This is a genomic window from Candidatus Halocynthiibacter alkanivorans (assembly GCF_003333265.1).
GTDB lineage: Bacteria > Pseudomonadota > Alphaproteobacteria > Rhodobacterales > Rhodobacteraceae > Halocyntiibacter_A > Halocyntiibacter_A alkanivorans.
Map to the genome: position 1 here is coordinate 67,767 of NZ_QOLB01000156.1, position 22,910 is coordinate 90,676.

Below are 22,910 nucleotides of genomic sequence, written 5' to 3' on the forward strand. Positions count from 1 at the left end.
TGAAATGTTGGCTTAAGTCACAACACCCGCTGTTACCGCCTGCGGGTGTTCATTTAATATGGCCGCGCTTACCAGGCGTCGGGGCCTTTATCGGCAAAGGCATGGGCCAGAAAATCAATAAAGGCGCGCACTTTGGGCTGGGTAAAACGACCGGGCGGGTAAACCGCATAGATACCCTGGGTTTCCACCGGCAGTTCAGGAATGGCTTCTTCGATCAGCCCCTGTTCCAGTGCCGAAGCACAGAGATAGCTGGGCAGGTAAGCGATGCCCAGACCAGAGATCGCGGCATTCAACAGCGACTGGCCATCATTCACCGTCAGCCAGCCGGCAGTGCGGATCTGACGTTTTTCCCCGGAAGGCGCGGTCAGTTTCCACACAGCTGAAGTGGCCTGGTTGGAATAATGCAGCAGTTTATGCTCATTCAGATCGTCGATTTTCGCGGGACGGCCGAATTTCTCGAAATAGGACGGCGCGCCGACCATGCGTTTGGAACTCTCGGTCAGTTTGCGGGCGCGCAGGGAGCTGTCTTCCAGCTCGCCAATGCGGATCGCCAGATCAAACCCTTCGGAAATCAGCTCCACATAGCGGTTGTTCAGCACCATATTCACCGTCACCTCGGGGAAATCGGTGAGGAATTCCCCAAGAACCGGCGACAGGTGATTGACGCCAAAATCGGTGGCAACTGAGATGCGCAGCAGGCCCGAAGGTTCCGATTGCATCGAGGTCACCAGCGCGTCGGCTTCACCGGCATCATTGAGCACCCGGCGGGCGCGGTCATAATAGGCGAGGCCGATTTCGGTAGGGCTGACACGACGGGTGGTGCGGTTCAGAAGCCGGGCACCGAGGCGCGCTTCAAGCGAGGAGACATGTTTGGAAACGGCGGATTTGGAAATCCCCATTTTACGCGCCGCGTCGGTAAAACCGCCCTGATCCACAACCGTGGCGAAGGCTTCCATTTCTGTCAGTCGGTCCATATTCAAACACCCGTCTACGTCTGGTTCCCCCTATTTATGGGCATCAATTGGGGCCGAAATGGGCCAGAGGCCCGACAATACCGGGGTAAAACGGCTATCGTTGCGAAATGCGAAACACGTAAAATCTGTGTAAAACAGCCTGCAACCCCTTGATTAACAGTGGGTTACAGCGTGGCAGCGAGCCGGACGCCCTGATCAATGGCGCGTTTGGCGTCGAGTTCCGCCGCGACATCGGCGCCGCCGATCACATGCGGTTTCAGCCCGGCTGATTCCAACTGATCTGCAAGGCTGCGTTCCGGCAACTGCCCGGCGCAGAGCACGATAGTGTCGACCGCAAGCAATTCCGGATCCTCATGCGCAGCTCCGCGCGACAGCATCAGACCGTCACGCGTGATATATTCGTAATTCACCCCCGCCAGCATCTTCACTTGTTTCATCTGCAAGATGGCGCGGTGAATCCAGCCAGTGGTTTTACCCAGCCGTTTGCCGGGTTTTTCCGCCTTGCGCTGCAACAGCCAGACTTCGCGCAGCGGCGCGTCCGGCGCCGGGCCGCCGGGCGCAATGCCGCCGCGATGCAGCGCCGGATCGGTGACGCCCCACTCTTGTTTCCAGGCCTCAATATTCACGGTCGGGCTGTCGCCCACGGTGAGGAATTCGGCGACATCAAAGCCAATGCCGCCTGCCCCGATGATGGCCACACGTTTTCCGACCGGAACCCGGTGGCGCAGCACGTCGATATAGCTGACCACATTGGCACCAGTTTCGCCCTCAATACCGGGCGTGCGCGGGGTGACACCGGTGGCGATGATGATCTCGTCATAGCCGGCAAGCAGCTCCGGTGTCGCCTCGGTGTTCAGCAGCGTGCGAACACCGCTTAAGGCCACCATAGTTTTGTACCAGTCCACCAGGCCGTTGAATTCTTCTTTGCCCGGGATCTGGCGCGCCAGATTAAGCTGGCCGCCCAGCTCAGGACTGCGCTCAAACAGCGTCACCTGGTGGCCGCGCGTGGCGGCGGTGATGGCGGCGGACAGGCCCGCTGGGCCGGCGCCGACCACAGCGATGGATTTCGGCGTGGCCGCTGGTTCCGGGTTCAGCTCCGTTTCGTGGCAAGCGCGCGGGTTCACGAGGCACGAGGTGAGCTTGCCGTTGAACGTGTGATCAAGACACGCCTGGTTGCAGGCGATACAGGGGGCGATTTCAGCGGCACGGCCTGCGGCGGCTTTGTTGACGAAATCGGCATCGGCCAGGAAGGGGCGCGCCATCGACACCATATCGGCAGAGCCATCCGCGAGCAGCTCTTCGGCCAGATCCGGGGTATTGATACGGTTGGAGGTGATCACCGGGATGCCCACTTCGCCCTTCAGCTTTTGTGTTAGCCAGCTGAAGGCAGCGCGCGGCACGGAAGTGGCGATAGTCGGAATGCGCGCTTCATGCCAGCCGATGCCGGTGTTGAGAATGGTGGCGCCAGCGGCCTCTATGGCACGGGCCAGCTGCAGCACCTCATCCCAGTCCGAACCTTTGGGCAGCAAATCCATCAGAGAGATGCGGAAAATGAGTATGAAATCAGAGCCAACGGCGGCACGTGAGCGTTTCACCGATTCAATGGCAAAGCGCATGCGGTTCTCATAAGAGCCGCCCCAGCTGTCCTCGCGCCGGTTGGTGTGTTCGACCAGGAACTGGTTGATCAGATAGCCTTCCGAGCCCATGATTTCGACACCGTCATAACCAGCGATCTGTGCGCGGCGGGCGGCGGTGGCGTAGTCGTCCAGCTGTTTCTGAATGCCCGCTTCATCCAGCTCAACAGGGGGAAAAGGCGAGATCGGAGATTTCACTGCCGAAGCCGAGACACAGCCGGGGCCATAAGCATAGCGCCCGGCGTTGAGCACCTGCATCGCGATTTTGCCGCCCTCGGCATGCACCCGGTCGGTGACCACACGATGATTGGCGATGTCCTGGTCGCTAAAGAGACCGGCGGCTCCGGGGAACACGCCGCCTTCATTGTTGGGGGCCATGCCGCCGGTGACAATCAGGCCGACGCCGCCGCGCGCCCGTTCAGCATAGAACTCCGCCACCCGGTTCCAGTCGCCGCGCTCTTCGAGATTGGTGTGCATGGACCCCATCAGCACGCGGTTTTTCAGCGTGGTGAAACCAAGGTCAAGCGGCGCGAGCATGTGGGGGTAGCGGGTCATTGCGGGTCTCCTTCGCCTTGACCCTCGCGTAAAGCCGCAGCGCTGTCATCAGGGACGCCGCGTCACAGGTTCTGTGTTTCGAGACAGTGGCGGCGAAAGGCACGTTTTAACATGTCCAGTTCGGCACGCAGAAGATCCATTTCGGCGCGGATATCGTCCTGCATCGGCTGGCCGGTGATCACGGTGAAATCACCAAGTTTGACGCCGCTCACCTTGTCGTGGATCAAAAAGGTCTGCACCCCGTCTGAGAGAAGATCCTGAGGGATGGCGATGCGCAGATGCCACTGACCTGCGGTGTCGCTGTCTTCGCTCAGCATATGGCCGGGGACCGGCTGTTCCTGGTGGGTGACTTCGATTTCAGGCAGCGCCCCGACACTGTCCGGCACGTGCAAGATCCCTTCCCAGACGCCGGCCTGAATGCGGGTTTTGGTCAGTTTCAGCTCGCTCATCACAGCATCCTTCATCTAAGCACTTTAATTGGGCGCGTTTTGGTCCGGCGCATGACAAGGCAGCTCACGACAGCCTGGCACATCAGAACTCGGCACGCGGACGGCGCGACAGGGTGACATCGCGCAACATCACCTGGTTCATCTCCGGCGCTTCAAAAATCAGATCCACCCAGATATGGTCGATGCGTTTTTCGTTCAGCCGGGAATAGGCCAGGTCAAATTCGACAAAACTCTCCTCCGCCCCCAGCGGCAGTTCCTGCACCAGTTGTTCGGTATTGGGCCCGTGTTTGATGTTCAGGCGCACAAACATTTCGATCGGCTTTTCAACCTCCACCACTGCCGTCAACCGGAACACATGGCGTTTTTGCAGCCCTTCTCTGGCGGCGTCTGGCAGGTCCAGCACCAGCGACAGGAAGGAGCCGTCAAAGCGGAACACATCCAGGCGCATCCCAAAGGGGGCCAGGTCTTCTTCGCGGGTGTTGCGCATCTGGCGCAGGGTCAGTTCCGACTCCTGGCAATCGTGAAAGATCGTCGCCTCCTGGCCAAGGCGGGCTTTGTTTTCCACAGCGGCGCGGCCGGAGGGGCGCACCGGACCGCGCCAGAGCTCCGGGCGGTATGACCAGTCCGTATGCAGCGGTGTCACCAGTGCATTGGAGCCGATCAGCGGCAGGGTCAGTCTTCCGTCGGCGACAAAAAGGATATGGTCAAGCCGCTTGCCAAGTTCCCGCGCCCGGCCGCGCACCTGGCGCAATGTGCTCAGGGTCATCTGGTCGGTGCGCTCGGAAATGCGTTGCCAGCGTTTTAACACACGGGCATGCAGCACCCGGGTCACCGCTGCTCTGAGTTGTTTCGCCATGCTCACGCCGCCTTTTTCCAACAGGCTGACCCCGGGAGGCCAGCACCATGTTTATGCGCGACAATCCTGATGAATTTCCAGCGTTTGTCGAGCATCCGGCGACAATTAATTTTACAATTCGTTTTCACGCCGCAGACGGGTGGTAAAGCGCTCAAGAGTCTGACGGGCAGAGCCACTTGTCATCGGGCTGGCGTCGAACGTCATCACCGAGGCGGTGATCAGGTAGCCGTTGACGTCGATCAGGGCGCGCCAGTAGTCCTCATTCAAACCGCTGTTCAGCGTGTCGGACGTATCGCGCACCTGGACGAAAAAGGCCTCATCCGTGCTGTCGGTGGCCAGAATACTCACGGTGCTGGCGTCCCCGGAGCGCGACAGCGCTTTTTGCCCGGACCGGGAGCGGAAATAGCGTTCCAGCTGATCTGTGTGCCGCTCCGGAGCGTCGCCCTCTTGCGCTACGCCCGAGACGGAGGCGGTCAGTATCGCCGGGTCTGCCGGCGCCGGAGAAAAAAGGCCACGCAGGGCCCGGCAACTGCCGAGCAGGACAAAAGCGCCTTCGCTGCTGTCCTGGCTGACCGAGCTGTTGATGCAATAGCCGGGCGGGGCGGCAATGGTCACCGCCCCCGCAGCGACGGTAAGTTTCTGCGGCGCCCGCCGGCTGGCAGCGGTCAGCCCGCCTGCGGTCATCGTATCCAGACAGCCGGAAAGCAGAAACGCGGCGACCAGAACTGTCGCCGCGCGGAATTTTGCTTTAGAAATCACCGGTTCACAGATCCATATAGATGTGACGTTCTACTTTGGCACCGGGGTGGGTCACCGCGCCAAGACGGGTGGAGCCCACCAGTTTGGCAAACTTATACAGCGCGCCAGAGGCATAAATCGTATCGCGCGGGCCTTTCCAGTCGGCTTTGCGCGCTTCCAGTTCTTCATCAGACACGTCGATGGAGATTTCGCCGCTCACCGCGTTCAGGGTGATGATATCGCCATTTTTGACCAGCGCGATCGGCCCGCAATGCGCCGCTTCCGGACCCACGTGACCGACGCAGAACCCGCGTGTCGCACCAGAGAACCGGCCGTCGGTGATCAGCGCCACTTTTTTGCCCATGCCCTGGCCGGACAGCGCCGCTGTGGTGGCCAGCATTTCGCGCATGCCTGGACCGCCGGCGGGGCCTTCATTGCGGATCACCAGAACTTCGCCCTCTTTGTATTCGCGGTTCTGCACCGCGGCAAACGCGTCTTCTTCGCATTCAAACACATTGGCCGGGCCGGAGAACACTTGTTCTTCTTCGCTCATGCCAGCGACTTTGACGATGGCACCGTCGGGGGCCAGGTTGCCGCTGAGACCAACAACACCGCCGGTTTTGGAAATCGGGGTGGCGACCGAATGGATTACTTTGCCGTCAACTTCACGGGTGATTTTGTTCAGCTCTTCGCCGATGGTTTCGCCGGACGCGGTCATGCAGTCTTCATAGATCAGACCGGCTTTTTGCAGCTCGCGCAGCACCACTGGCACACCGCCGGCGTCATAGAGATCTTTGGCCACATATTCGCCGCCTGGCTTCAGGTTCACGAAATAGGGCGTGTCGCGGAAGATGTCGCAAACATCAAACAGATCAAAGTCGATGCCGGCTTCATGCGCGATTGCAGGCAGGTGCAGACCGGCGTTGGTAGAACCACCGGTACAAGCCACAACACGAGCGGCGTTGATCAGCGATTCTTTGGTGACGATGTCACGGGCGCGGATGTTCTTCGCAATCAGGTTCATCACCGCCCGGCCAGAGGCCTCGCCATACTGGTCGCGGGACTCATAAGGCGCGGGCGCACCGGAAGAATTCATCAGCGCCAGGCCGATGGCTTCAGAGACGCAGGCCATCGTGTTGGCGGTGTACTGGCCACCACAGGCGCCGGCCGAAGGGCAGGCAACGCGCTCAAGAATTTCCAGCTCTTCGTCCGACATCTCACCAGCCTGGTGTTTGCCAACCGCTTCAAACACGTCCTGCACCACAACGTCTTTGCCGTTAAGGCGGCCCGGAAGGATGGAGCCACCGTAGATAAAGACCGAAGGCGTGTTCAGGCGCACCATGGCCATCATCATGCCGGGCAGGGATTTGTCACAGCCGGCAAGGCCGACGATGGCGTCGTAACAATGGCCGCGCATGGTCAGCTCAACCGTATCGGCGATGGCTTCACGCGAGGCCAGCGAGGAGCGCATGCCCTCATGGCCCATGGCGATGCCGTCGGTGACGGTGATGGTGGTGAATTCGCGTGGTGTGCCCTCGGCGGCTTTCACGCCCATCTTGACGGCCTGCGCCTGACGGTTCAGCGAAATGTTACAAGGGGCAGCTTCGTTCCAGCAGGTGGCAACGCCAATCAGCGGCTGGTGGATTTCCTGATCTGACAGACCCATCGCATAGAGATAAGAGCGGTGCGGTGCGCGCTCCGGCCCTTCGGTCACATGGCGGCTTGGCAGGTTGGATTTATCAATAAAACGATTGGTCATTGGCTGAGGCTCCCAAAATCTGGCTTGCCTTTGCGATACTTGCTTGCGGGGCTTTGGACAAGCAAGAATGCACTATACAGGCGGTGCAACACGCATTTTTCAGCGCAAATCAAGCCTTTTACTGCGGGGACGGCGCCAGGGCGGGACCCTGTGTCGCAGCACCATTGCACAGGCGGAGCGCAGCAAGTAGCCTGGCGCAGAACCACCGTTGCCCCCTGCCGCGGCCCCGCTGCGACAAAGCCACGCCACTAAGCCACACCACGAAGCCACTGCCGCAGATCCACAGCCACGATCCACAGCGCAGGACCGCCACCCATGGGAGCCCCGATGTCATATCAGAAATACGAAGCACTGGTGGCTCCGGCACGCCCGACCTCAGAGCCCGGGCGGCTGATTGTGGGCTTCGTGCTGATCCTCACCCTGGGCGCGGTGTTAAAAGTGTCGCTCCTGTTGATGATGCGATCCGTCGCCCCGTCGGCAAATGACGCGCTGTATCAGGGCATTGTCAGCGGCGAGAGCCCCGGCGCCACCCTGGTGGTGCTGTTCAGCTTTTTGCTGACCATTGTCGCCATCGCGCTGGTGCTGCCGCGGCTGCACAAACGTGGACTGCTGACGCTGCTGGGCCCGCTGCGCGAATTGGCGGCTGATTTCAAAGCCTGTCTGAAATGGCTGCTGCCGCTGGCGCTGCTGGTGCTGGTGCTGCCGTCAGGCACGGGTGGCGACTTGCTGCCCGGTCTCAGCGGCGGGCTCTGGCTGCTGTTGCTGCCCGTGTCGCTGCTGGCGCTGCTGATCCAGGTCAGCGCCGAAGAAATTCTGTTTCGCGGTTATGTGCAGAGCCAGCTGGCGGCGCGCTTTGCCTCGCCGCTGGTGTGGATCCTGCTGCCCGCCACACTGTTCGGGCTCGGTCATTTTGATCCGGCTGCGGGTGATCTGAACCCCTGGTATATCAGCTGGGCGCTGCTGTTTGCGGTGGCGGCGGCGGACCTGACCGCGCGCAGCGGCAATCTGGGACCGGCGATCGCCTTTCATTTCACCAACAATCTGATGGCGGTGCTGTTTGTCGCCCTGCCCGGCAATCTCAGCGGTCTGGCCCTGTATCTTTATCCGTTCAGCAGTGAAGAGCTGCCGGGCATGACCTCATTCCTGGTTCTGGACATGGCCTGGATCGCTGTCAGCTGGCTGGCTTGCCGCGTTGCCGTGCGTCGCTGATTGCAATTCCCCGCTCGCAGGACTATCTGGGAGGCTACGGCAGCCGCAAAGCAAGGGCCCTCGACTATGAACTGGATCACAAACTACGTCCGTCCGACGATCAACTCGCTGTTTTCCCGGCGCGAAGTCCCGGACAATCTGTGGACCAAGTGCCCCGAGTGCGGCACCATGTTGTTTCACCGCGAAGTCAAAGCCAACCTGAACGTCTGCAGCAGCTGCGATCACCATATGGCGATCACTGCGCGGGACCGGCTCAGCGCGTTGTTTGACGGCGGCATTTTCACCGAGGTCGCGGTGCCTGAGCCATTGGCCGATCCGCTGCAGTTCCGCGATCAGAAGAAATATCCCGACCGGATGAAAGCGGCGCAGAAAAAGACCAGCGAATCTGAAGCGATGCTGGTGGCGGAGGGCGAAATTTGCCGCACGCCAATCATCGCCGCAGTACAGGACTTTTCTTTCCTCGGCGGTTCCATGGGCATGTATGTCGGCAACGCCATTATTGCCGCCGCAGAACGTGCGGTGGAAATGAAGCGGCCACTGGTGCTGTTTTCGGCCGCCGGCGGCGCCCGGATGCAGGAAGGCATTCTGTCGCTGATGCAGATGCCACGCACCACAATTGCGGTACAGATGCTGAAAGAAGCCCGCCTGCCCTATATCGTGGTGCTCACCCATCCCACCACTGGCGGTGTCACCGCCTCTTACGCGATGCTGGGGGATGTGCATATCGCCGAGCCCAATGCGCTGATCTGTTTCGCCGGCCCCCGGGTGATCGAGCAGACCATCGGGGAAAAACTGCCCCCGGAGTTCCAGCGCTCGGAATACCTGATTGATCACGGCATGCTGGACCGGGTCACTCACCGCAAGGACCTGCGCGATGAGTTGGTGACCATCTGCCGTATGCTGATGGGCCAGTCGCCCGCCATTCGCGGTGACCTGCCGGCACCAGACGCGTCTGATGCCAGCGGTGAAGACGCTGCGGCCAAAGCCGGCGCGGAAAACGCTGCCGCCGAATAAGGCCGGCGCCCGCCGGTTGACGCCGGCATCCCGGTGCTCCGGCGTCCTGGTGCCCCGGCGTCCTGGCAGACTGATTTCGCATTTGCCGCGCTCTGAGCGCGGCTTTTGCACATCCGGCACCTCCGTTGCGCCGCAATCCGGCTGTCGCTGACGGTTCTCACCCTCTCTTTGCCGCAATCCCCCAGGCGGAGAGCGCCCGAACAAGACATAGTACGCGCAGCCTGCCGCGCCCCGGCAGAACAACAGGATCAAAGCCATGCCCACTTCCCCGACCTCCGACCTCATCCTGGAACGCATGATGGCGCTGCATCCCAAGATCATTGATCTGACGCTGGACCGGGTCTGGCGACTGCTGGCGGCGCTGGACCACCCGGAGCGCAAGATGCCGCCGGTGATCCATATCGCCGGCACCAATGGCAAGGGCTCGACCCAGGCGCTGATCCGCGCCGGGCTTGAGGGCGGCGGCAAAGCGGTGCACGCCTATACCTCACCACATCTGGCGCGGTTCCATGAGCGCATCCGGCTGGCAGGCGAATTGATTTCTGAGGAACAGCTCAGCGAAATGCTGGACGAGTGTTATGCGGCCAATGGCGGCGAGAGCATCACTTATTTTGAGATCACCACCGTCGCCGGCCTGCTGGCCTTTGCCCGCACACCGGCTGATTACACCCTGCTGGAAGTGGGGCTGGGCGGACGGCTGGACGCCACCAATGTGGTGGATACGCCGCTGTTGTCGGTGATCACCCCGATCTCGATCGACCACGAACAGTTCCTCGGCGATACGCTGACCAAGATCGCCACCGAAAAAGCCGGGGTGATCAAACGTGGCGTGCCGGTCATCGTCGGTCCGCAGCCCGACGAGGTGATGGAGGTGATTGAAGCCACCGCCGCCCGTCTGGGCGCACCGGTTCTGGCCTGTGGCCAGCATTGGCATGTCAGTGAAGAACGCGGCCGGTTGGTGTTTCAGGACGAGACCGGCTTGCTGGATCTGCCGATGCCGGCGCTGATCGGCGCGCATCAGGTGCAGAACGCCGGGGCGGCGCTGATGGCGCTGCGCCATCTGGGATATGACGAGGCGGCCTGTGTCGCGGCGATGGAAAATGCCGTCTGGCCGGCGCGCCTGCAACATCTGCGCCAGGGGCCGCTGGTAGAGCTGGCGGAAAGTGCCGAGCTGTGGCTGGACGGTGGCCACAACGCCGCTGCGGGTGCCGCGCTAGCCGAGGCGCTGGGCCGGTTGCCCAAACGCAAGCTGCACCTGATCTGCGGCATGCTCAATACCAAGGATGTCAGCGGCTATCTGGCACCGCTGGCGGCAGTGTCACAAAGCCTGCATGCGGTGTCTATTCCAGGCGAAGCGGCGACGTTGAGCGGCGAGGAAACCGCCAAAGCCGCTGCTTCTGTGGGTCTGACCTCGGCCACCGCAGAAAGCGCGGCAGAAGCGGTGAAAGCCATCCGTGCCGAGCATCCGGACGCACGGATTCTGATCTGTGGTTCGCTTTACCTCGCCGGGCATATTCTGCGCGAAAACGGCTGAGCACTCCGGTCGGGTATCTGCTCAGGATTGCCAATAAGACTGGTCCGGGTTCAATACCGGGCCAGAACCGCGCGGAGGCCAGGCGGCTTGGTTGGCGGCCAGGATGTCGGCCTGGACGAGGACTGTGATGGGGGCTGGTCTGATGTCCAGCGGAGATTTGTGATGAAGCGCTGCCGGAATTTTTACTGGTTTCCAATGCTGTGCACATCAGGTTTCGGCCGGGTTCAGCCTTCAACCACACCGGCGGCGCTCCAGCTGGGCCGGGCTTTCATCGCCATATAATAGCGGTGAATATTGGGTTTCAGCCCGTCTTCCCACCAGATGTCAAAGCCGTGTTTGTGGAACCGTGCCAACGCCGCAGTGGCAAAACAATCGGCGAGACTGTAGCTGTCGCCGGCGACAAAATCACTGTGTGCCAGCGCCGTTTCAAGCGCATCGACCAGGTCGCGGGTGTTTTGCAGATGGGCTTCGACTTCATCCGCGTCTTTGAGAATGGCCTGAAAACGCCGGTTGCCCTCGAGGCGCGATTTCAGCAGCTTTGCGTGCTCCGGATGCTGTTTCAACTGTGCCGCCAAAAGTTCTCCGCGTGCCACGATTGTGGGCGAGGTACGATCGTGTGTCAGCCCGTCGCAATAGAGCAGCACGCCGTAGTGCAGCCCCATAATGCGCGCCATCAGGTCCTGCATCCGTGCCGCATCCGGGACGATCAGCGCCGGGCCATCAAAGGCGGCATCCACCCGATGCACGATGTTGATCGTGTCGGTGATGATCTCATCGCCGATCCGCAGTGTCGGCACCACCGCTTTGGCATTGAGCGCCACATACCAGGGCTCAAACTGTTCGTGGGTTTTCATGATATCGATGGTCTGGCGAGTGTAAGACACGCCTTTTTCCGCCAGCGCCAGCCGCGCCATCTGCGAACAGATCGAGCCGGGATAGTCGTAAAGCAACACATCAGCCATGGTTTAGTATAGGCGCAGCGCGCTAAAAATACAGCTGAAACGCAGCAACACGCCCGTGCGCCCCGGGATCAGCCGCCGGTGTCGCCAGACGCGGCGCTTTGATCCCTGCCCCAGTCCGCGCCCTGCATTTCGCGCAGGCGGGAGGCAGTGCGTTCAAATTCAAAAGTGCCTTCGCCTTCTACATAAAGCATTTCCGGCTGGGCGGCGGCGGTTGCAACCAGCCGCACCCGCGCTTCATAAAGCGCGTCAATCAGGGTGACAAAGCGTTTGGCCTCGTTGAAATTTGAGCGGCCCAGCAGCGGGATGTCATCGAGGAACAGCACCTCAACCGCATCGGCAATGGCGAGGTAATCCGCCGGGCCCAGCATGCGCGAACACAGGTCCCAGAAGCTCGCGCGCGCCACGCCATTGCGGTACTGCGACAGCGTTACGTCACGCGAATTCACTTTGATCACCAGCGGTTCCGCTTCGCCCCCGGCCAGATCGCTCCACAACCGGTTCATCCGGGCGTGGCACTCGGGTGTTGCCGGGCTGAAATAGACGTCGCCGCCGGTCAGCAGGTTCTGGCGGTAATCATGAGGGGACTGCAGATGAAACACCTCCAGCCGCTGGTTCAGCAGCGCGATGAAGGGCAGGAACAGCTTCCGGTTCAACCCGTTCAGATAGAGGTCATCCGGCAGCCGGTTGGAGGTGGTGACCACGGTAACCCCGGCGGCGAACAGCAGTTCAAACAAGCGCCCCACCATCATCGCGTCGGTGATATCGGTGATGACCATCTCGTCAAAACACAACAGGCGCAGACTGCCCGCGATCTCGGCCGCCAGCGGTTGCAGTGCATCGGCGACGCCGTCCTGACGCGCCTGGTGGATGGCGGCGTGGACCTCTTGCATGAACGCGTGGAAATGCACCCGGCGTTTGGGCACCTCGACCGTGTCATAAAACAGGTCCATCAGCATCGATTTGCCGCGCCCGACGCCACCCCAGATATAGAGGCCACGCACCGGCTCGGGTTTCTGGCGGGAAAACAACCCGCGCAACCCGCCGGGTTTGACCGGGGCGGTTTCCAGCCCGTCGCGCACCTGTTGCAACAGTGGCATCAGCGCCAGCTGCGCCGGGTCTTCCCGCAGATCACCGCGGGCAATACGCGCGGCATAGATCTGTTGCAGGCTGCCTGCCAGCAGCGGTTTTGGGTCTGAGATCTGTTGTGGCTGATGCTGGGTCATGGCCACTGTGTAATAGCCAGGACAGGATAATAAAAGATGATGTCTTCAATTCGTGTTGGTTGGCTGTGAGGCCTGGACAGTGGTCCGGAAACGGGGCAGCACCTGACGCTGGGGAGGCATGAAGCGCCTTTCCGTGGGGCGTGAGAAGCGTCCCGGGAATGACCCGGGCGACCATTTCACTGACGCGGGCGCGGCGTGGGCAGGCACCGGGCCAGACAGCTCTCATGGGTCAGCGATGCCCGTCATTGCCGCGCGATATGGCCTGCAGACATCGCGTCATAAAAGATGATGCGTCACCCGACAGATATTGATTTGACCCGGTGGCGTTTTTCACGGCAACTGCACGCCGGAGGACTTCATGACAGTTTCACGCGCGCCCCTTTTCAACCCGGTTCTTCTGGCGGCTTGTTTCGTCATTCTGGTCAGCTTTGCGATCCGCGCCTCTTTTGGTGTGTTTCAGATCCCGGTGGCGGCAGAGTTCAACTGGCCGCGGGCCGAGTTTTCTCTGGCGATCGCGGTGCAGAATCTGGCCTGGGGCATTGGCCAGCCCATCTTTGGCGCCATTGCCGAAAAGATCGGCGACCGCAAAGCGATTTTCCTTGGCGCGCTGACCTATGCGCTGGGGCTGTTGCTGTCCTCTTTTGCCGTCACACCGGAGCAGCATCAGGCCTATGAGATCCTCGTGGGTTTTGGCATCGCCGGCACCGGTTTTGGAGTCATTCTGGCGGTGGTGGGGCGGGCGTCTTCTGACAAAAATCGCTCGATGGCGCTGGCGATTGCCACCGCAGCGGGCTCGGCCGGGCAGATCTTTGGCGCCCCGGTTGCGGAGTATCTGCTCAGCATCATGAGCTGGCAGGAAGTGTTTGTGATGTTCGCCGCCGCCATTCTGACCGTGCTGGGCGCGCTGCCGTTTATGCGCAGCGTTCAACCGGTCAGGATTGTCGATGATGAAGAAACAATGCGCCAGGTTCTGGGCAAAGCGTTTCGCGATCCGACATATAGGTTAATTTTTCTGGGCTTTTTTTCCTGCGGGTATCAGCTTGCGTTTGTCACCGCTCATTTCCCGGCTCTGGTCACCGAAATGTCCAGTGCTGTGGACCCGACGGGCAAGCTCGCGTCAATGGGGATTGGCACCACTGCAGCACTGGGGGCGATCTCGATTTCGATGATCGGACTTGCCAATATCGCCGGCACGCTGACGGCCGGTTATCTCGGCGATCGTTACCCGAAAAAGTACCTTCTTGCAGGCATTTACACGGCGCGCACGGTTTTGGCCGCAGCGTTCATCCTGCTGCCAATCACCCCGGCAACCGTGTTGATATTTTCGCTCACTATGGGGCTGCTGTGGCTGGCCACCGTGCCGCTGACTTCGGGTCTGGTGGCGCAGATTTACGGGCTGCGCTATATGGGCACGCTGTATGGATTTGTCTTCCTGTCCCATCAGCTCGGAAGCTTCCTGGGCGTCTGGCTCGGCGGTAAGCTTTATGACGTTTACGGAGATTATACCATTGTGTGGTGGATTGGCGTTGGTGTCGGGGCGATTTCAGCGATCCTGCACCTGCCTGTGAAGGAAACCCCGCTGTCGCAGCGTACTGCAGCGACAGCTGCTGGCTGAGGACCGTTTCCAGGCACCACCCCGATCCGGAGCTGTCATTATGACCCGTTTAACATTTGTTGCCCTCAGTGGTTTTATCCTGTTGTCCGCTTGTGCGACCACCTCTTCAATGAGCCCGAACCGCGCCTTTGAAGTGCCGGTGAGTGAGGAATATTACCTGATGCTGACCCATCAGACCCCGGCCCAGACGAACGCCGTGTCGCAGTAAGGTTTTGAGCAGGGCACCTCGGCGCAGCCACTGCCTGCCAGCCCGCCGGTGACGGCCCCTCTGTGGCTGCTGCACGATGACTGCCGCGTCGGATTGAAGCGCCAACACTGAGGCGCCGTGACACCCGTCACGGCCGCGGGCCGCGCTTCACTGTTCGCGCAGAAAGCGCTGAATTTCAGCCGCCATTTCTTTGGCGTGGCTGAGTGGCAGCATATGGTCGCCCTCCTGCCAGGTCTTGTGACAAACGTCCTGATTGGCCTGCGCCATAGCGCCTGGCGCGGATTGCGGAATAACCGCGTCCTGCGCCCCCCAGAGCGCCAGTACCGGCACGCCCTGCTCGTGCAGCTCCCGCATATCCTCAGCGGCACCATTGCTCAGAAGGTGCCCGATCGCCGAGACAATCGCCGGGTGCAGCCCGCGGCGCCGGCAATCCGCGTAATATTGCTCTGTACTGTCGATCAGGCCACGGCGCTTGTGGTCCCGCGCTGCCCGGCGCATCACCTGCGGGCCCCACAAATATTGCAGCCAACGCGCCGGAAACCCACCTCTGAAAATCAGCCTGTCCAGCGCCCCGGTTGTCACACCAAAGCCGGCGGGGGCGACCAGGATCAGCCGCTCCACCCGGGAAGGGTCTTCGGCGGCAAAGGCGGTGGCGACCTGCCCGCCCATGGAATATCCCAGCAGGGTGATATCGCCCTCTACCGCCTGGTCCTGCAGCAAGTCGCGCAGCTGGCGCAGATACAGTGCCCGGTCGTGTGCTGCGTGCACACTGGCGGAATAGCCCCGGCCGTAATGATCATAACTCAGCACCCGGAACCCCATCCGGGTCAATCCCTCAATGGTGCCGGCCCAGACATGGGACGGGGTGGTCAGCCCATGCACACAGACCGCGACGGGACCACGTGTTGGCCCATGCCACTGATAATGGGTATCGCCGTCGCTGAGGCTGGCAAAGCGGCCCGGCGCCTGGCGCGTATCTGGCAAGGCGCGGCGGCGCTCCAGCACAAAGGGCGCAGCCGCCAGAACCGCCAGAAGCAGAAAGAGGGTTAGCCAGATCATTCCCCCGGGCCCGGAACTGCGCCCCCGCCCTGGCGGCGCCATTGTTGCAGGATATAGCGGCTGGTCATCAGGTCGAGATGGCCACCGCCGCCGTTTTTAAACAGAGTGATCTCATCGTCGTTACGGCGGGTGAAGTTGCCACCCGGAAGGTCATAAAAATCGGCCACCACGTCGTCACGGCTTATCACGCCCTCAGCCAGCGGCGTTCTGAATTCGCCGATATGATCCAGCACCGTGTCGCGACTGTCGACAAACAGGCGGGCGCGGCAGAGCGCCTCATCATCGGCTTCGCGCATATCAGGGCGATAGGCGCCGATCAGGTCCACATGTTGTCCCGGCTGCAACCAGGCGCCGCGCAACAGGGGCTCGGTGCTCATGGTCGCCGAACTGATGATATCGGCCGCGCCCACAGCGGATTCCAGGTCGGTGGCAACGGTGGTATTGTCAAAGGCATTGGCAAGCGTTTCTGCGCCGGCGGCGCTGCGGTTCCAGACGGTGAACTGCGCCTGGGGAAACGCGGCGCCATAGGCCTGGCGCAGGGAATGAGCCACGGTGCCCGCACCGAGGATCAGGATGCGTTTGCTGTCAGGGCGCGCCAGTTTCAGCGCCGCCAGCAGGCTGTCTCCAGCGGTTTTCCATTTGGTCACCAGGTGGAAATCCACCAGCGCTTCCAGGCTGCCGTCCGCATCGGAATAAAGGTTCACACCCCCGTTGATGGTCGGCACCTCGCTGCCCTTGTTACCGGGGAAAATGGTGGCGCTTTTCACCGCAATACCAAGGCCGTCAATCCAGGCCGAACGCGACAGCAAGGTGTCTTTGCCGCGATACAGAAAGGTGTCGTCGAGCGTGGCACGGGGCAGCGAATGCCCGGCCTCAAGCGCCTCTGTGAGACCTCGCCAGTCCAGCAGGGCTTCGCCGCCGGCAAAAGGAATAATGTCAAAACTCATGGTCGTGCTTCACTTTCACTGAGCAGGCCCTCGGCCACCAGGCGCGCGGCCCAGCCTTTGGGCGAGGTGAACAGATGGGTCTGCCAGCCGCGCGCAGCGGCGGTGTCGAGGTTTTCCTGGCGGTCGTCCGCAAACAGCATGTTCTGCGGAGTGACGCCGCAATCCTCTTCCAGCATCTGATAGATCTGCACATGCGGTTTTACGCAGCCCATGTAGCCCGAAACATAGCGTCGGTCGAATTCCGCCAGCACCGGATATTCTTTTTCCGCGATTTCAAAGGTGCCGATGCCAAAATTGGACAGGGCGAACACCGGAATACCGCGCTGGCGCAGCGCGCGCAGCAGCTGCGCCGAATGGGGGATCGCCGGCTGCGCCAGTTCAAGCCAGTTGTCGTGCCACATGCGGATTTCCGCGGCGAATTCCGGGAACCTGTCGGCGGCGTCATAGATCGTCTGTTTGAAATCATGGCCCTGGTCCACCAGGTCATTCACTGCGTGCAGGTCGGTTGTCGCGAACAATTCGCGCCGCCGCGCTTCACCGATCCTCGCGTCGAACCAGCGTTCGGGATGCCATTCGATCAGGACATTGCCGATGTCAAAAATTACTGCTTCAATCATTTTTGTCTAATCCTTTGCCTTGCCAAAAAGCCGTCTGTATCAGCCGGCGGGCCGGCGTCCTGGCCGGGTGGGCACCTGCTTGTGCAGTAACTCCCGCCAGACAGAAACCAGCCCTGATCCGACCACCAGCGTAGAGCCGATCCAGACGTTTGTCGTGGGCCAATCTGCAAAAAACACCACGCCCCAAAGTACCGCCAGCGGCAACGCGACATATTCAAACGGCGCCACCAGCCCGGCTTCACAGAGCCGGTAGGCCTGACCGATCAGATAACCGCCAAACCCGCCGGCAATACCGAGCACCGCAATGACCAGATAATCACTCTGCGCCGGCCAGATCCAGGCCCGGAATATGAAATCCAGCGCCGTACTGTCGCCGGTGGCAAACCGCCCGTCACCCAGCGTCAGCCCCACCAGCGCGCTGACAAAGAGGAACCCCAGCAACGGATAGAGTGACAGCGCCGCGCCCCGTTCAGAGCCGCCCGCGCGGCGGGTCAGGATATGCGCGCTGGCATAGCCAAAGGCGGCCGCCAGCGGCAGCAGCGACGTGAACTGAAACGCATCCGCTCCCGGGCGCACGATGATCAGAACCCCGAAGAAACCAACCGCCACCGCCGCCCAGCGCCAGGGCCCTACTTTTTCGCGCAGAAACAGCACCGACATCGCGGTCACAATCAGCGGCGTGGCAAAGTAAATCGCCACCGCATTGGCCAGCGGCATCACCGCAAGTCCCGTAAAGAGCATCAGATTTGCAAAGATAACCGCCAGGCTGCGCATCCCGTGCAGCCGTAGTTTTGAAGTGCGCAACACATGCAGCCCGCCTTCCAGCGGCACGATGAACCCAAGCAGCACCGTCAGCGCGATGAGCGAGCGCAGAAACACAATTTCATAAAGCGGGTAGTCACCCGACAGCAGTTTGACGATCAGATCAATAATGGAAAAACACAGCGCGGCACCGACAGCAGCCAGCAAGCCCAGAGGCTGTATACCTGCGGTGGCCGGGTTTGCGCCTGTGATTTTGTTCACTTCTGCTCCCGCGCTGCGGCGCGCACTTCACGCTCCAGCGCCTCAAGAAAACGCGAGCGGTCGGTTTTGGAAAACGCCGGGCCGCCGCCCTGACGGAACGGATCCGCCGCGCGCAGATCCGCCATCAGATCGCGGGTGGCCAGCACATTGCCAATATTGGCCTGTGTCAGCGCTTCACCATTGTGTTTGAGCACCCGGGCACCGGCTTCGACACATTTGGCGGCCAGCGGGATGTCACTGGTCACCACCACATCGCCTGGCCCGGCCCGGTCCGCGATCCACATATCCGCCACGTCGGGCCCGTCGGGCACAAACACCATCTCCACCAGCGGGTTGGCAGAGGGGCGCAGGCCGCCGTTGCAGACCAGAAACATCTTCAGGCCATGCCGGGTGGCGACTTTTTCCGCCTCGGCTTTCACCGGGCAGGCATCGGCATCGATATAGATCACGCCGCGCCCCCGGTGGATTTTTTGCCGGCGGTATTTGAGCCCGTGGTTTTGGCGCTTGCTGCCGCGGTGTTGGCCGCCGCTTTGCTGTCCGCTGCTGCGACCGCTCGTACCGGGGCATCCGCCCGGCGCTCCACCTTGAATTCCTGCGGGATCGGCATCCGGTTGAACGCATCCAGACCGGCAATCTTATAGGCCTCGGCCAGGGTGGGATAGTTGAAGGTGTTTTCAACGAAATAATCCACCGTGCCTTTGAGGTTCAGCACCGCCTGAGCGATGTGGATCAGCTCCGTCGCACCTTCGCCGACGATCTGCACTCCGAGCAGACGGCGGGTTTTCAGGCTGACCAGCATTTTCAGCATGCCATGTTCCAGACCCATGATATGCCCGCGCGACGTTTCGCGGAAACGGGCGATGCCGACCTCATAGGGGATCTCGCGGCGCTGGCACTCTTCTTCGGACATGCCGCAAGTGGACATTTCCGGCACCGAATAGATGCCATAGGGGAACCAGGGGCTTTCTTTCAGCGTGGGCGTTTCCAGCGCATGGCAGGCGGCGATGCGCCCCTGTTGCAGCGAGGTGGAGGCCAGCGAGGGATGCCCGATCACATCGCCCGCCGCATAAATGTGGGGCACCGCAGTCTGGTAGCTCTTGCGATCGACTTCGATGCGACCGCGGTGGTCGGTGTTGACGCCGACCGCCTCGAGGTTCAGCGACGCGGTGGCGCCGAGCCGCCCGGCGGCAAACAGCAGCATCTCGGCGCGGATATGGCGGCCATTGGCCAGCGAAACCTCAACAAATTCGCCTTTGTCTTCGACCTTTTCGACTTTGGATCCCAGCCGCAGATCGACGCCGTTTTCGCGGATCTGGTGCGTGAAATCCGAAATCAGCTGCCGGTCAATGAAGTCCAGAAACGTATCGCGCGGCTCAATGAGCGTCACTTTGACATCGAGCGCGGCAAACATGGTGGCGTATTCGACGCCAATAACACCAGCACCGACCACGATCAGAGAACGCGGGATCTGCGCCATTTCGAGGAACTCGTCGCCATCGACAATGCTGGTGCCGTTGAACGGGATGTTGTCCGGGCGATAGGTTTTGGTGCCGGTGGAAATCAGGAAGCGTGCGGCGGTGATGCAGCGGATCTCGCCTTTATCAGAGGTGACCTCGACCTCATTGGCACCGATAAAGCACGCCTGACCCATCAGCGTTTCCACATGGTTGCGCGCGAACTGGTGTTCCAGCACATCGACCTCATGGTCCAGCGTCATATGCAGACGCGCCTTGAGATCCTCGGCGCCGATCTGTTCACGCGCCCGGTAGGACCGGCCATAAAACGAACGCTCGCGCCAGCCCGACAGGTTCAGCACCGTTTCGCGCAGGGTCTTGGACGGGATGGTGCCGGTATGGACCGAAACACCGCCGAGCCGCTCCTGGCGGTCGATCACCAGAACCCGGCGTTGCAGCTTGCCGGCCTGGATCGCGGCCGAGCGTCCGGCCGGGCCGGAGCCGATCACAATCAGATCATAGTCAAAACTGGAGTTGTTCATAATTACACCGCGTACAAAGCATCGGCATGGAAAGCGACATGCTCTTCCATGAAGGTGGAGATGAAGAAATAGCTGTGGTCATACCCCAGCTGCATACGGAAGATGGCCTGCTGACGGCGGGCGGCGATGGCCTGGGCCAGGGTTTCGGGGCGCAGCAGATCGAGGAACTGATCTTTGGTGCCGGTGTCAATCAGCATTGGCCCGTCAAAGCCGGTCTGCGCCATCAGCAGCGAGGCGTCATGCAGCGCCCAGGCGGCTTCATCTTCGCCCAGATAGGCGGTGAGTTGCTTGCGGCCCCAGTCGGAGGCAGAGGGGTTGCAGATCGGCGCAAAGGCCGACACCGAGGCAAACCGCCCCGGCAGCCGCATCGCCAGCGTCAGCGCGCCGTGCCCGCCCATGGAATGGCCGGTGATGGCCTGGCGTGCCTGTTCCAGTGGGAAGTTTTCAAACAGCAGCGCTGGCAGCTCTTCGGCGATATAGTCCCACATCTGATAATGTGGTTTCCACGGGTCCTGGCTGGCGTTGAGATAGAAGCCGGCGCCCTGACCGAGGTCATAGGCGGCGTCATCCGCAACCCCTTCGCCGCGCGGCGAGGTGTCCGGGAAGACCAGCGCGATGCCATGTTCTGCCGCCCAGGCCTGGGCACCGGCTTTGGTCATGGCGTTCTCATGGGTGCAGGTCAGACCCGAAAGATACCACAGCACAGGCACCGGCCCGTCGCGCGCTTCCGCCGGCAGGAACAAGGCAAAAGTCATGTCGCAGCCGGTGGCGGCAGAGGCGTGGGAATAGACACCCTGGACACCGCCAAAACATGTATTTTCGGAAAGGATCTTCATGCGCAGGGGCTCCTGACGGCTGGATGAGGTTGGCGCCAACATCATCGCATTTTGGCGCGGGCGCAAGCCCTGTCAGAAACGCCCGATTGTAACCGGAACACGCCACCAGAAGCCGGCCTTGTCAGCGTGGCCACTGGCGCAGGGAGCGCTCCCGCCCCTTTGTCCCGGGCCAGGCCCCGGCCAAAAGCGTTGGGCCGCGCCGCGCTGACGCGCGGCGGGCGCATACCCTGGTGAGCCCCCTCACCAGGGTATGCGCAAACAGGCTATTGCAGCAGTCGCAGGCAGATTGGGCTCAACCGGCCTGGTCCGCCCGTTTCCGGCAAGCGCCACTGCAGCGAAGCTGCGCGGCCCAACGCCGGGGAACACATCTTTGATGTGGCGCACGGGGACGGGAGTGGCCGCTCGCTGCCAGGCGCTGAATTTACACGCTGGGCGCAGTCTTTTCCGGCCTGGCTGCGCCGCGCGCCCTGCGCCAAAGCCGCCAGCCACGCCCCTGCGCAATCGGGCGGGACGGGCCTGATCCTGCTCCGCTCTGCCCCCCGCGCAAGGCACCGGCGCCGGGCTGGCGCTCATTTAAAAACGCTCAGCCGCCGCCGATCAGCGCGCCGGCGGCAAAGACCAGCGCGCCGCCAAGCACCACCTGGAAGGTGGCGCGCAAAAACGGCGTGTTCATAAACCGGTTCTGGATCCAGACGATGGCCCAGAGTTCAACAAACACCACCACCATCGCCAGAATGGTCGCGGTCCAGAACGAGGGGATCAGATAGGGCAGCGCATGGCCCAGACCGCCAATCGTGGTCATCACCCCTGCCGCAACGCCGCGTTTCAGCGGCGAGCCGCGTCCGGACAGTTCGCCATCATCCGAAGCCGCTTCGGTAAAGCCCATCGAAATCCCCGCCCCGACCGAGGCGGCCAGACCGACCAGAAAGGTGGTTTCGGTGTTCTGGGTGGCAAAGGCGATGGCAAAGATCGGCGCCAGGGTCGACACTGACCCGTCCATCAGCCCGGCCAGCCCCGGCTGAACCCAGGTCAGCAAAAACTGGCGTTTCGCGGTGTCATCCTCGCTGTCGCGCGCCCCACCTTCCAGGTGCTCCTGTTCCAGATCAATGGCGCGGTCGCTGTGGGCGGCCTCGGCGGCGGCCAGATCGCCCAGCAGGGCCCGGGTGTCGGCGTCCTGGCTGCGCGCAGCCGCCTTGCGGTAAAATTTTTCGGCGCTGCGTTCCATATGCTGGGCTTCAGAACGGATCCGGTCCAGCCCCAGATTTTCCGTCAGCCACACCGGCTGTCGTGCATAAAACCCTGCCACATGTTCCCGCCGGATCAGCGGAATCATCTGCCCAAACCGATTTTTGTGCAGCGCGATCAGCTGATTGCGGTGGGTGTCTTCCTCTTCGGCCATACCTTCAAACACTTTGGCCGAAGCGGGAAAATCCGCGCGCAGTTGATGGGCAAAATGGCGGTAAATGCGCGCGTCGTCTTCTTCTGAGGAAATCGCCAGCGCCAGGATGTCCTGTTCGCTGAGATCGTCAAAGCGGCGGCGGCCGGTGCTGAACCCTGGGATCATGTCTGGCTCCTGTCAGTTTAGAATGGTTCTAAAGTACTTATTCCACCCGGCGGCACAAGAGGAGAGTTGTCGCAATGGATGGCGAAATCTGCCCGCACAGAAAATGGGCTGGTACCCTGGCCTTTTGGCCAAGTAGAC

General features: G+C 61.5%; 21 protein-coding genes. 5 read left to right on the forward strand and 16 right to left on the reverse strand.

Translation table 11 applies throughout. The annotated features are described in order from the left end of the window. Window positions 1–68: 68 nt before the first annotated feature. From DWA01_RS20560 to ilvD, 6 genes are all read right to left on the reverse strand, one after another. Window positions 69–974, reverse strand: a complete 906-nt coding sequence (locus tag DWA01_RS20560; RefSeq protein ID WP_114287675.1) for a LysR family transcriptional regulator — start codon at window positions 972–974, stop codon at window positions 69–71. 164 nt (window positions 975–1,138) lie between these two features. Then, entirely contained in the window at window positions 1,139–3,163 is a 2,025-nt protein-coding gene (locus DWA01_RS20565; protein ID WP_114287676.1) for an FAD-dependent oxidoreductase, read from the reverse strand. Between the two features lie 62 nt (window positions 3,164–3,225). Continuing rightward, window positions 3,226–3,612 (reverse strand): hypothetical protein, encoded by a 387-nt coding sequence (locus tag DWA01_RS20570; RefSeq protein WP_114287719.1) that lies wholly within the window; start codon window positions 3,610–3,612, stop codon window positions 3,226–3,228. Between the two features lie 82 nt (window positions 3,613–3,694). Then, window positions 3,695–4,468 carry a DUF6478 family protein gene (locus tag DWA01_RS20575; protein ID WP_114287677.1) on the reverse strand — a complete coding sequence of 258 codons (774 nt, stop codon included), beginning with the start codon at window positions 4,466–4,468 and terminating at the stop codon, window positions 3,695–3,697. 111 nt (window positions 4,469–4,579) lie between these two features. Next, on the reverse strand, window positions 4,580–5,227 hold the full coding sequence (locus tag DWA01_RS20580; protein WP_114287678.1) for a hypothetical protein: 648 nt from the start codon (window positions 5,225–5,227) through the stop codon (window positions 4,580–4,582). 4 nt (window positions 5,228–5,231) lie between these two features. Then, window positions 5,232–6,965, reverse strand: a complete 1,734-nt coding sequence (ilvD, locus tag DWA01_RS20585) for a dihydroxy-acid dehydratase (RefSeq protein ID WP_114287679.1) — start codon at window positions 6,963–6,965, stop codon at window positions 5,232–5,234. Window positions 6,966–7,292: 327 nt separating this feature from the next. Here ilvD and DWA01_RS20590 point away from each other — a divergent pair, with 327 nt between their 5' ends. The 3 genes from DWA01_RS20590 (at window position 7,293) to DWA01_RS20600 (ending at window position 10,722) form a co-directional block, all read left to right on the forward strand. Further along, on the forward strand, window positions 7,293–8,174 hold the full coding sequence (locus DWA01_RS20590; protein ID WP_160116084.1) for a CPBP family intramembrane glutamic endopeptidase: 882 nt from the start codon (window positions 7,293–7,295) through the stop codon (window positions 8,172–8,174). Between the two features lie 66 nt (window positions 8,175–8,240). Next, window positions 8,241–9,188 (forward strand): acetyl-CoA carboxylase, carboxyltransferase subunit beta, encoded by a 948-nt coding sequence (gene accD, locus DWA01_RS20595; RefSeq protein WP_114287681.1) that lies wholly within the window; start codon window positions 8,241–8,243, stop codon window positions 9,186–9,188. Window positions 9,189–9,444: 256 nt separating this feature from the next. Continuing rightward, on the forward strand, window positions 9,445–10,722 hold the full coding sequence (locus DWA01_RS20600; protein ID WP_114287682.1) for a bifunctional folylpolyglutamate synthase/dihydrofolate synthase: 1,278 nt from the start codon (window positions 9,445–9,447) through the stop codon (window positions 10,720–10,722). 224 nt (window positions 10,723–10,946) lie between these two features. Here the strand turns inward: DWA01_RS20600 and DWA01_RS20605 are convergent, their stop codons facing one another. Then, window positions 10,947–11,684: a glutathione S-transferase family protein gene (locus tag DWA01_RS20605; RefSeq protein ID WP_114287683.1), complete on the reverse strand. Its 738-nt coding sequence runs from the start codon at window positions 11,682–11,684 to the stop codon at window positions 10,947–10,949. Between the two features lie 68 nt (window positions 11,685–11,752). After that, window positions 11,753–12,907, reverse strand: coding sequence for a cell division protein ZapE (zapE, locus tag DWA01_RS20610; protein ID WP_114287684.1), 1,155 nt, complete (start codon window positions 12,905–12,907; stop codon window positions 11,753–11,755). A 358-nt stretch (window positions 12,908–13,265) separates the two neighbouring features. Here zapE and DWA01_RS20615 point away from each other — a divergent pair, with 358 nt between their 5' ends. Continuing rightward, window positions 13,266–14,522 (forward strand): MFS transporter, encoded by a 1,257-nt coding sequence (locus DWA01_RS20615; protein ID WP_114287685.1) that lies wholly within the window; start codon window positions 13,266–13,268, stop codon window positions 14,520–14,522. Window positions 14,523–14,562: 40 nt separating this feature from the next. Then, on the forward strand, window positions 14,563–14,730 hold the full coding sequence (locus DWA01_RS23200; protein WP_160116085.1) for a hypothetical protein: 168 nt from the start codon (window positions 14,563–14,565) through the stop codon (window positions 14,728–14,730). A 147-nt stretch (window positions 14,731–14,877) separates the two neighbouring features. Here DWA01_RS23200 and DWA01_RS20620 read toward each other — a convergent pair whose 3' ends face one another. The 8 genes from DWA01_RS20620 to mbfA all read right to left on the reverse strand — a co-directional run bounded on the left by DWA01_RS20620 (window position 14,878) and on the right by mbfA (window position 22,772). Continuing rightward, window positions 14,878–15,789: an alpha/beta fold hydrolase gene (locus DWA01_RS20620; RefSeq protein WP_160116086.1), complete on the reverse strand. Its 912-nt coding sequence runs from the start codon at window positions 15,787–15,789 to the stop codon at window positions 14,878–14,880. Then, on the reverse strand, window positions 15,786–16,736 hold the full coding sequence (locus DWA01_RS20625) for an ornithine cyclodeaminase family protein (RefSeq protein ID WP_114287687.1): 951 nt from the start codon (window positions 16,734–16,736) through the stop codon (window positions 15,786–15,788). The genes DWA01_RS20620 and DWA01_RS20625 overlap by 4 nt, the downstream gene beginning before the upstream one ends. Further along, window positions 16,733–17,353: an HAD family hydrolase gene (locus tag DWA01_RS20630; RefSeq protein ID WP_114287688.1), complete on the reverse strand. Its 621-nt coding sequence runs from the start codon at window positions 17,351–17,353 to the stop codon at window positions 16,733–16,735. The genes DWA01_RS20625 and DWA01_RS20630 overlap by 4 nt, the downstream gene beginning before the upstream one ends. 39 nt (window positions 17,354–17,392) lie before the next feature. After that, on the reverse strand, window positions 17,393–18,376 hold the full coding sequence (locus DWA01_RS20635; protein ID WP_419187026.1) for a DMT family transporter: 984 nt from the start codon (window positions 18,374–18,376) through the stop codon (window positions 17,393–17,395). Further along, window positions 18,373–18,825 carry a YaiI/YqxD family protein gene (locus DWA01_RS20640; protein WP_114287689.1) on the reverse strand — a complete coding sequence of 151 codons (453 nt, stop codon included), beginning with the start codon at window positions 18,823–18,825 and terminating at the stop codon, window positions 18,373–18,375. The genes DWA01_RS20635 and DWA01_RS20640 overlap by 4 nt, the downstream gene beginning before the upstream one ends. Continuing rightward, window positions 18,822–20,372, reverse strand: a complete 1,551-nt coding sequence (sthA, locus tag DWA01_RS20645) for a Si-specific NAD(P)(+) transhydrogenase (protein ID WP_114287690.1) — start codon at window positions 20,370–20,372, stop codon at window positions 18,822–18,824. The genes DWA01_RS20640 and sthA overlap by 4 nt, the downstream gene beginning before the upstream one ends. A gap of 2 nt (window positions 20,373–20,374) precedes the next feature. Next, a complete protein-coding gene (gene fghA, locus DWA01_RS20650; protein ID WP_114287721.1) occupies window positions 20,375–21,208 on the reverse strand; it encodes an S-formylglutathione hydrolase in 834 nt (277 codons plus the stop codon). A gap of 583 nt (window positions 21,209–21,791) precedes the next feature. Continuing rightward, window positions 21,792–22,772, reverse strand: a complete 981-nt coding sequence (mbfA, locus tag DWA01_RS20655) for an iron exporter MbfA (protein ID WP_114287691.1) — start codon at window positions 22,770–22,772, stop codon at window positions 21,792–21,794. Between the last annotated feature and the right edge of the window lie 138 nt (window positions 22,773–22,910).

What these genes read in the sequence shown, in the direction of transcription:
- DWA01_RS23200 (WP_160116085.1), top strand. Translation starts at nt 14,563, where the DNA reads ATGACCCGTTTAACATTTGTTGCCCTCAGTGGTTTTATCCTGTTGTCC.
- ilvD (WP_114287679.1), bottom strand. Translation starts at nt 6,965, where the DNA reads ATGACCAATCGTTTTATTGATAAATCCAACCTGCCAAGCCGCCATGTG.
- DWA01_RS20570 (WP_114287719.1), bottom strand. Translation starts at nt 3,612, where the DNA reads ATGAGCGAGCTGAAACTGACCAAAACCCGCATTCAGGCCGGCGTCTGG.
- DWA01_RS20625 (WP_114287687.1), bottom strand. Translation starts at nt 16,736, where the DNA reads ATGAGTTTTGACATTATTCCTTTTGCCGGCGGCGAAGCCCTGCTGGAC.
- mbfA (WP_114287691.1), bottom strand. Translation starts at nt 22,772, where the DNA reads ATGATCCCAGGGTTCAGCACCGGCCGCCGCCGCTTTGACGATCTCAGC.
- fghA (WP_114287721.1), bottom strand. Translation starts at nt 21,208, where the DNA reads ATGAAGATCCTTTCCGAAAATACATGTTTTGGCGGTGTCCAGGGTGTC.
- DWA01_RS20630 (WP_114287688.1), bottom strand. Translation starts at nt 17,353, where the DNA reads ATGATTGAAGCAGTAATTTTTGACATCGGCAATGTCCTGATCGAATGG.
- DWA01_RS20605 (WP_114287683.1), bottom strand. Translation starts at nt 11,684, where the DNA reads ATGGCTGATGTGTTGCTTTACGACTATCCCGGCTCGATCTGTTCGCAG.
- DWA01_RS20590 (WP_160116084.1), top strand. Translation starts at nt 7,293, where the DNA reads ATGTCATATCAGAAATACGAAGCACTGGTGGCTCCGGCACGCCCGACC.
- zapE (WP_114287684.1), bottom strand. Translation starts at nt 12,907, where the DNA reads ATGACCCAGCATCAGCCACAACAGATCTCAGACCCAAAACCGCTGCTG.
- DWA01_RS20575 (WP_114287677.1), bottom strand. Translation starts at nt 4,468, where the DNA reads ATGGCGAAACAACTCAGAGCAGCGGTGACCCGGGTGCTGCATGCCCGT.
- DWA01_RS20560 (WP_114287675.1), bottom strand. Translation starts at nt 974, where the DNA reads ATGGACCGACTGACAGAAATGGAAGCCTTCGCCACGGTTGTGGATCAG.
- DWA01_RS20600 (WP_114287682.1), top strand. Translation starts at nt 9,445, where the DNA reads ATGCCCACTTCCCCGACCTCCGACCTCATCCTGGAACGCATGATGGCG.
- DWA01_RS20620 (WP_160116086.1), bottom strand. Translation starts at nt 15,789, where the DNA reads ATGATCTGGCTAACCCTCTTTCTGCTTCTGGCGGTTCTGGCGGCTGCG.
- DWA01_RS20615 (WP_114287685.1), top strand. Translation starts at nt 13,266, where the DNA reads ATGACAGTTTCACGCGCGCCCCTTTTCAACCCGGTTCTTCTGGCGGCT.
- sthA (WP_114287690.1), bottom strand. Translation starts at nt 20,372, where the DNA reads ATGAACAACTCCAGTTTTGACTATGATCTGATTGTGATCGGCTCCGGC.
- DWA01_RS20565 (WP_114287676.1), bottom strand. Translation starts at nt 3,163, where the DNA reads ATGACCCGCTACCCCCACATGCTCGCGCCGCTTGACCTTGGTTTCACC.
- accD (WP_114287681.1), top strand. Translation starts at nt 8,241, where the DNA reads ATGAACTGGATCACAAACTACGTCCGTCCGACGATCAACTCGCTGTTT.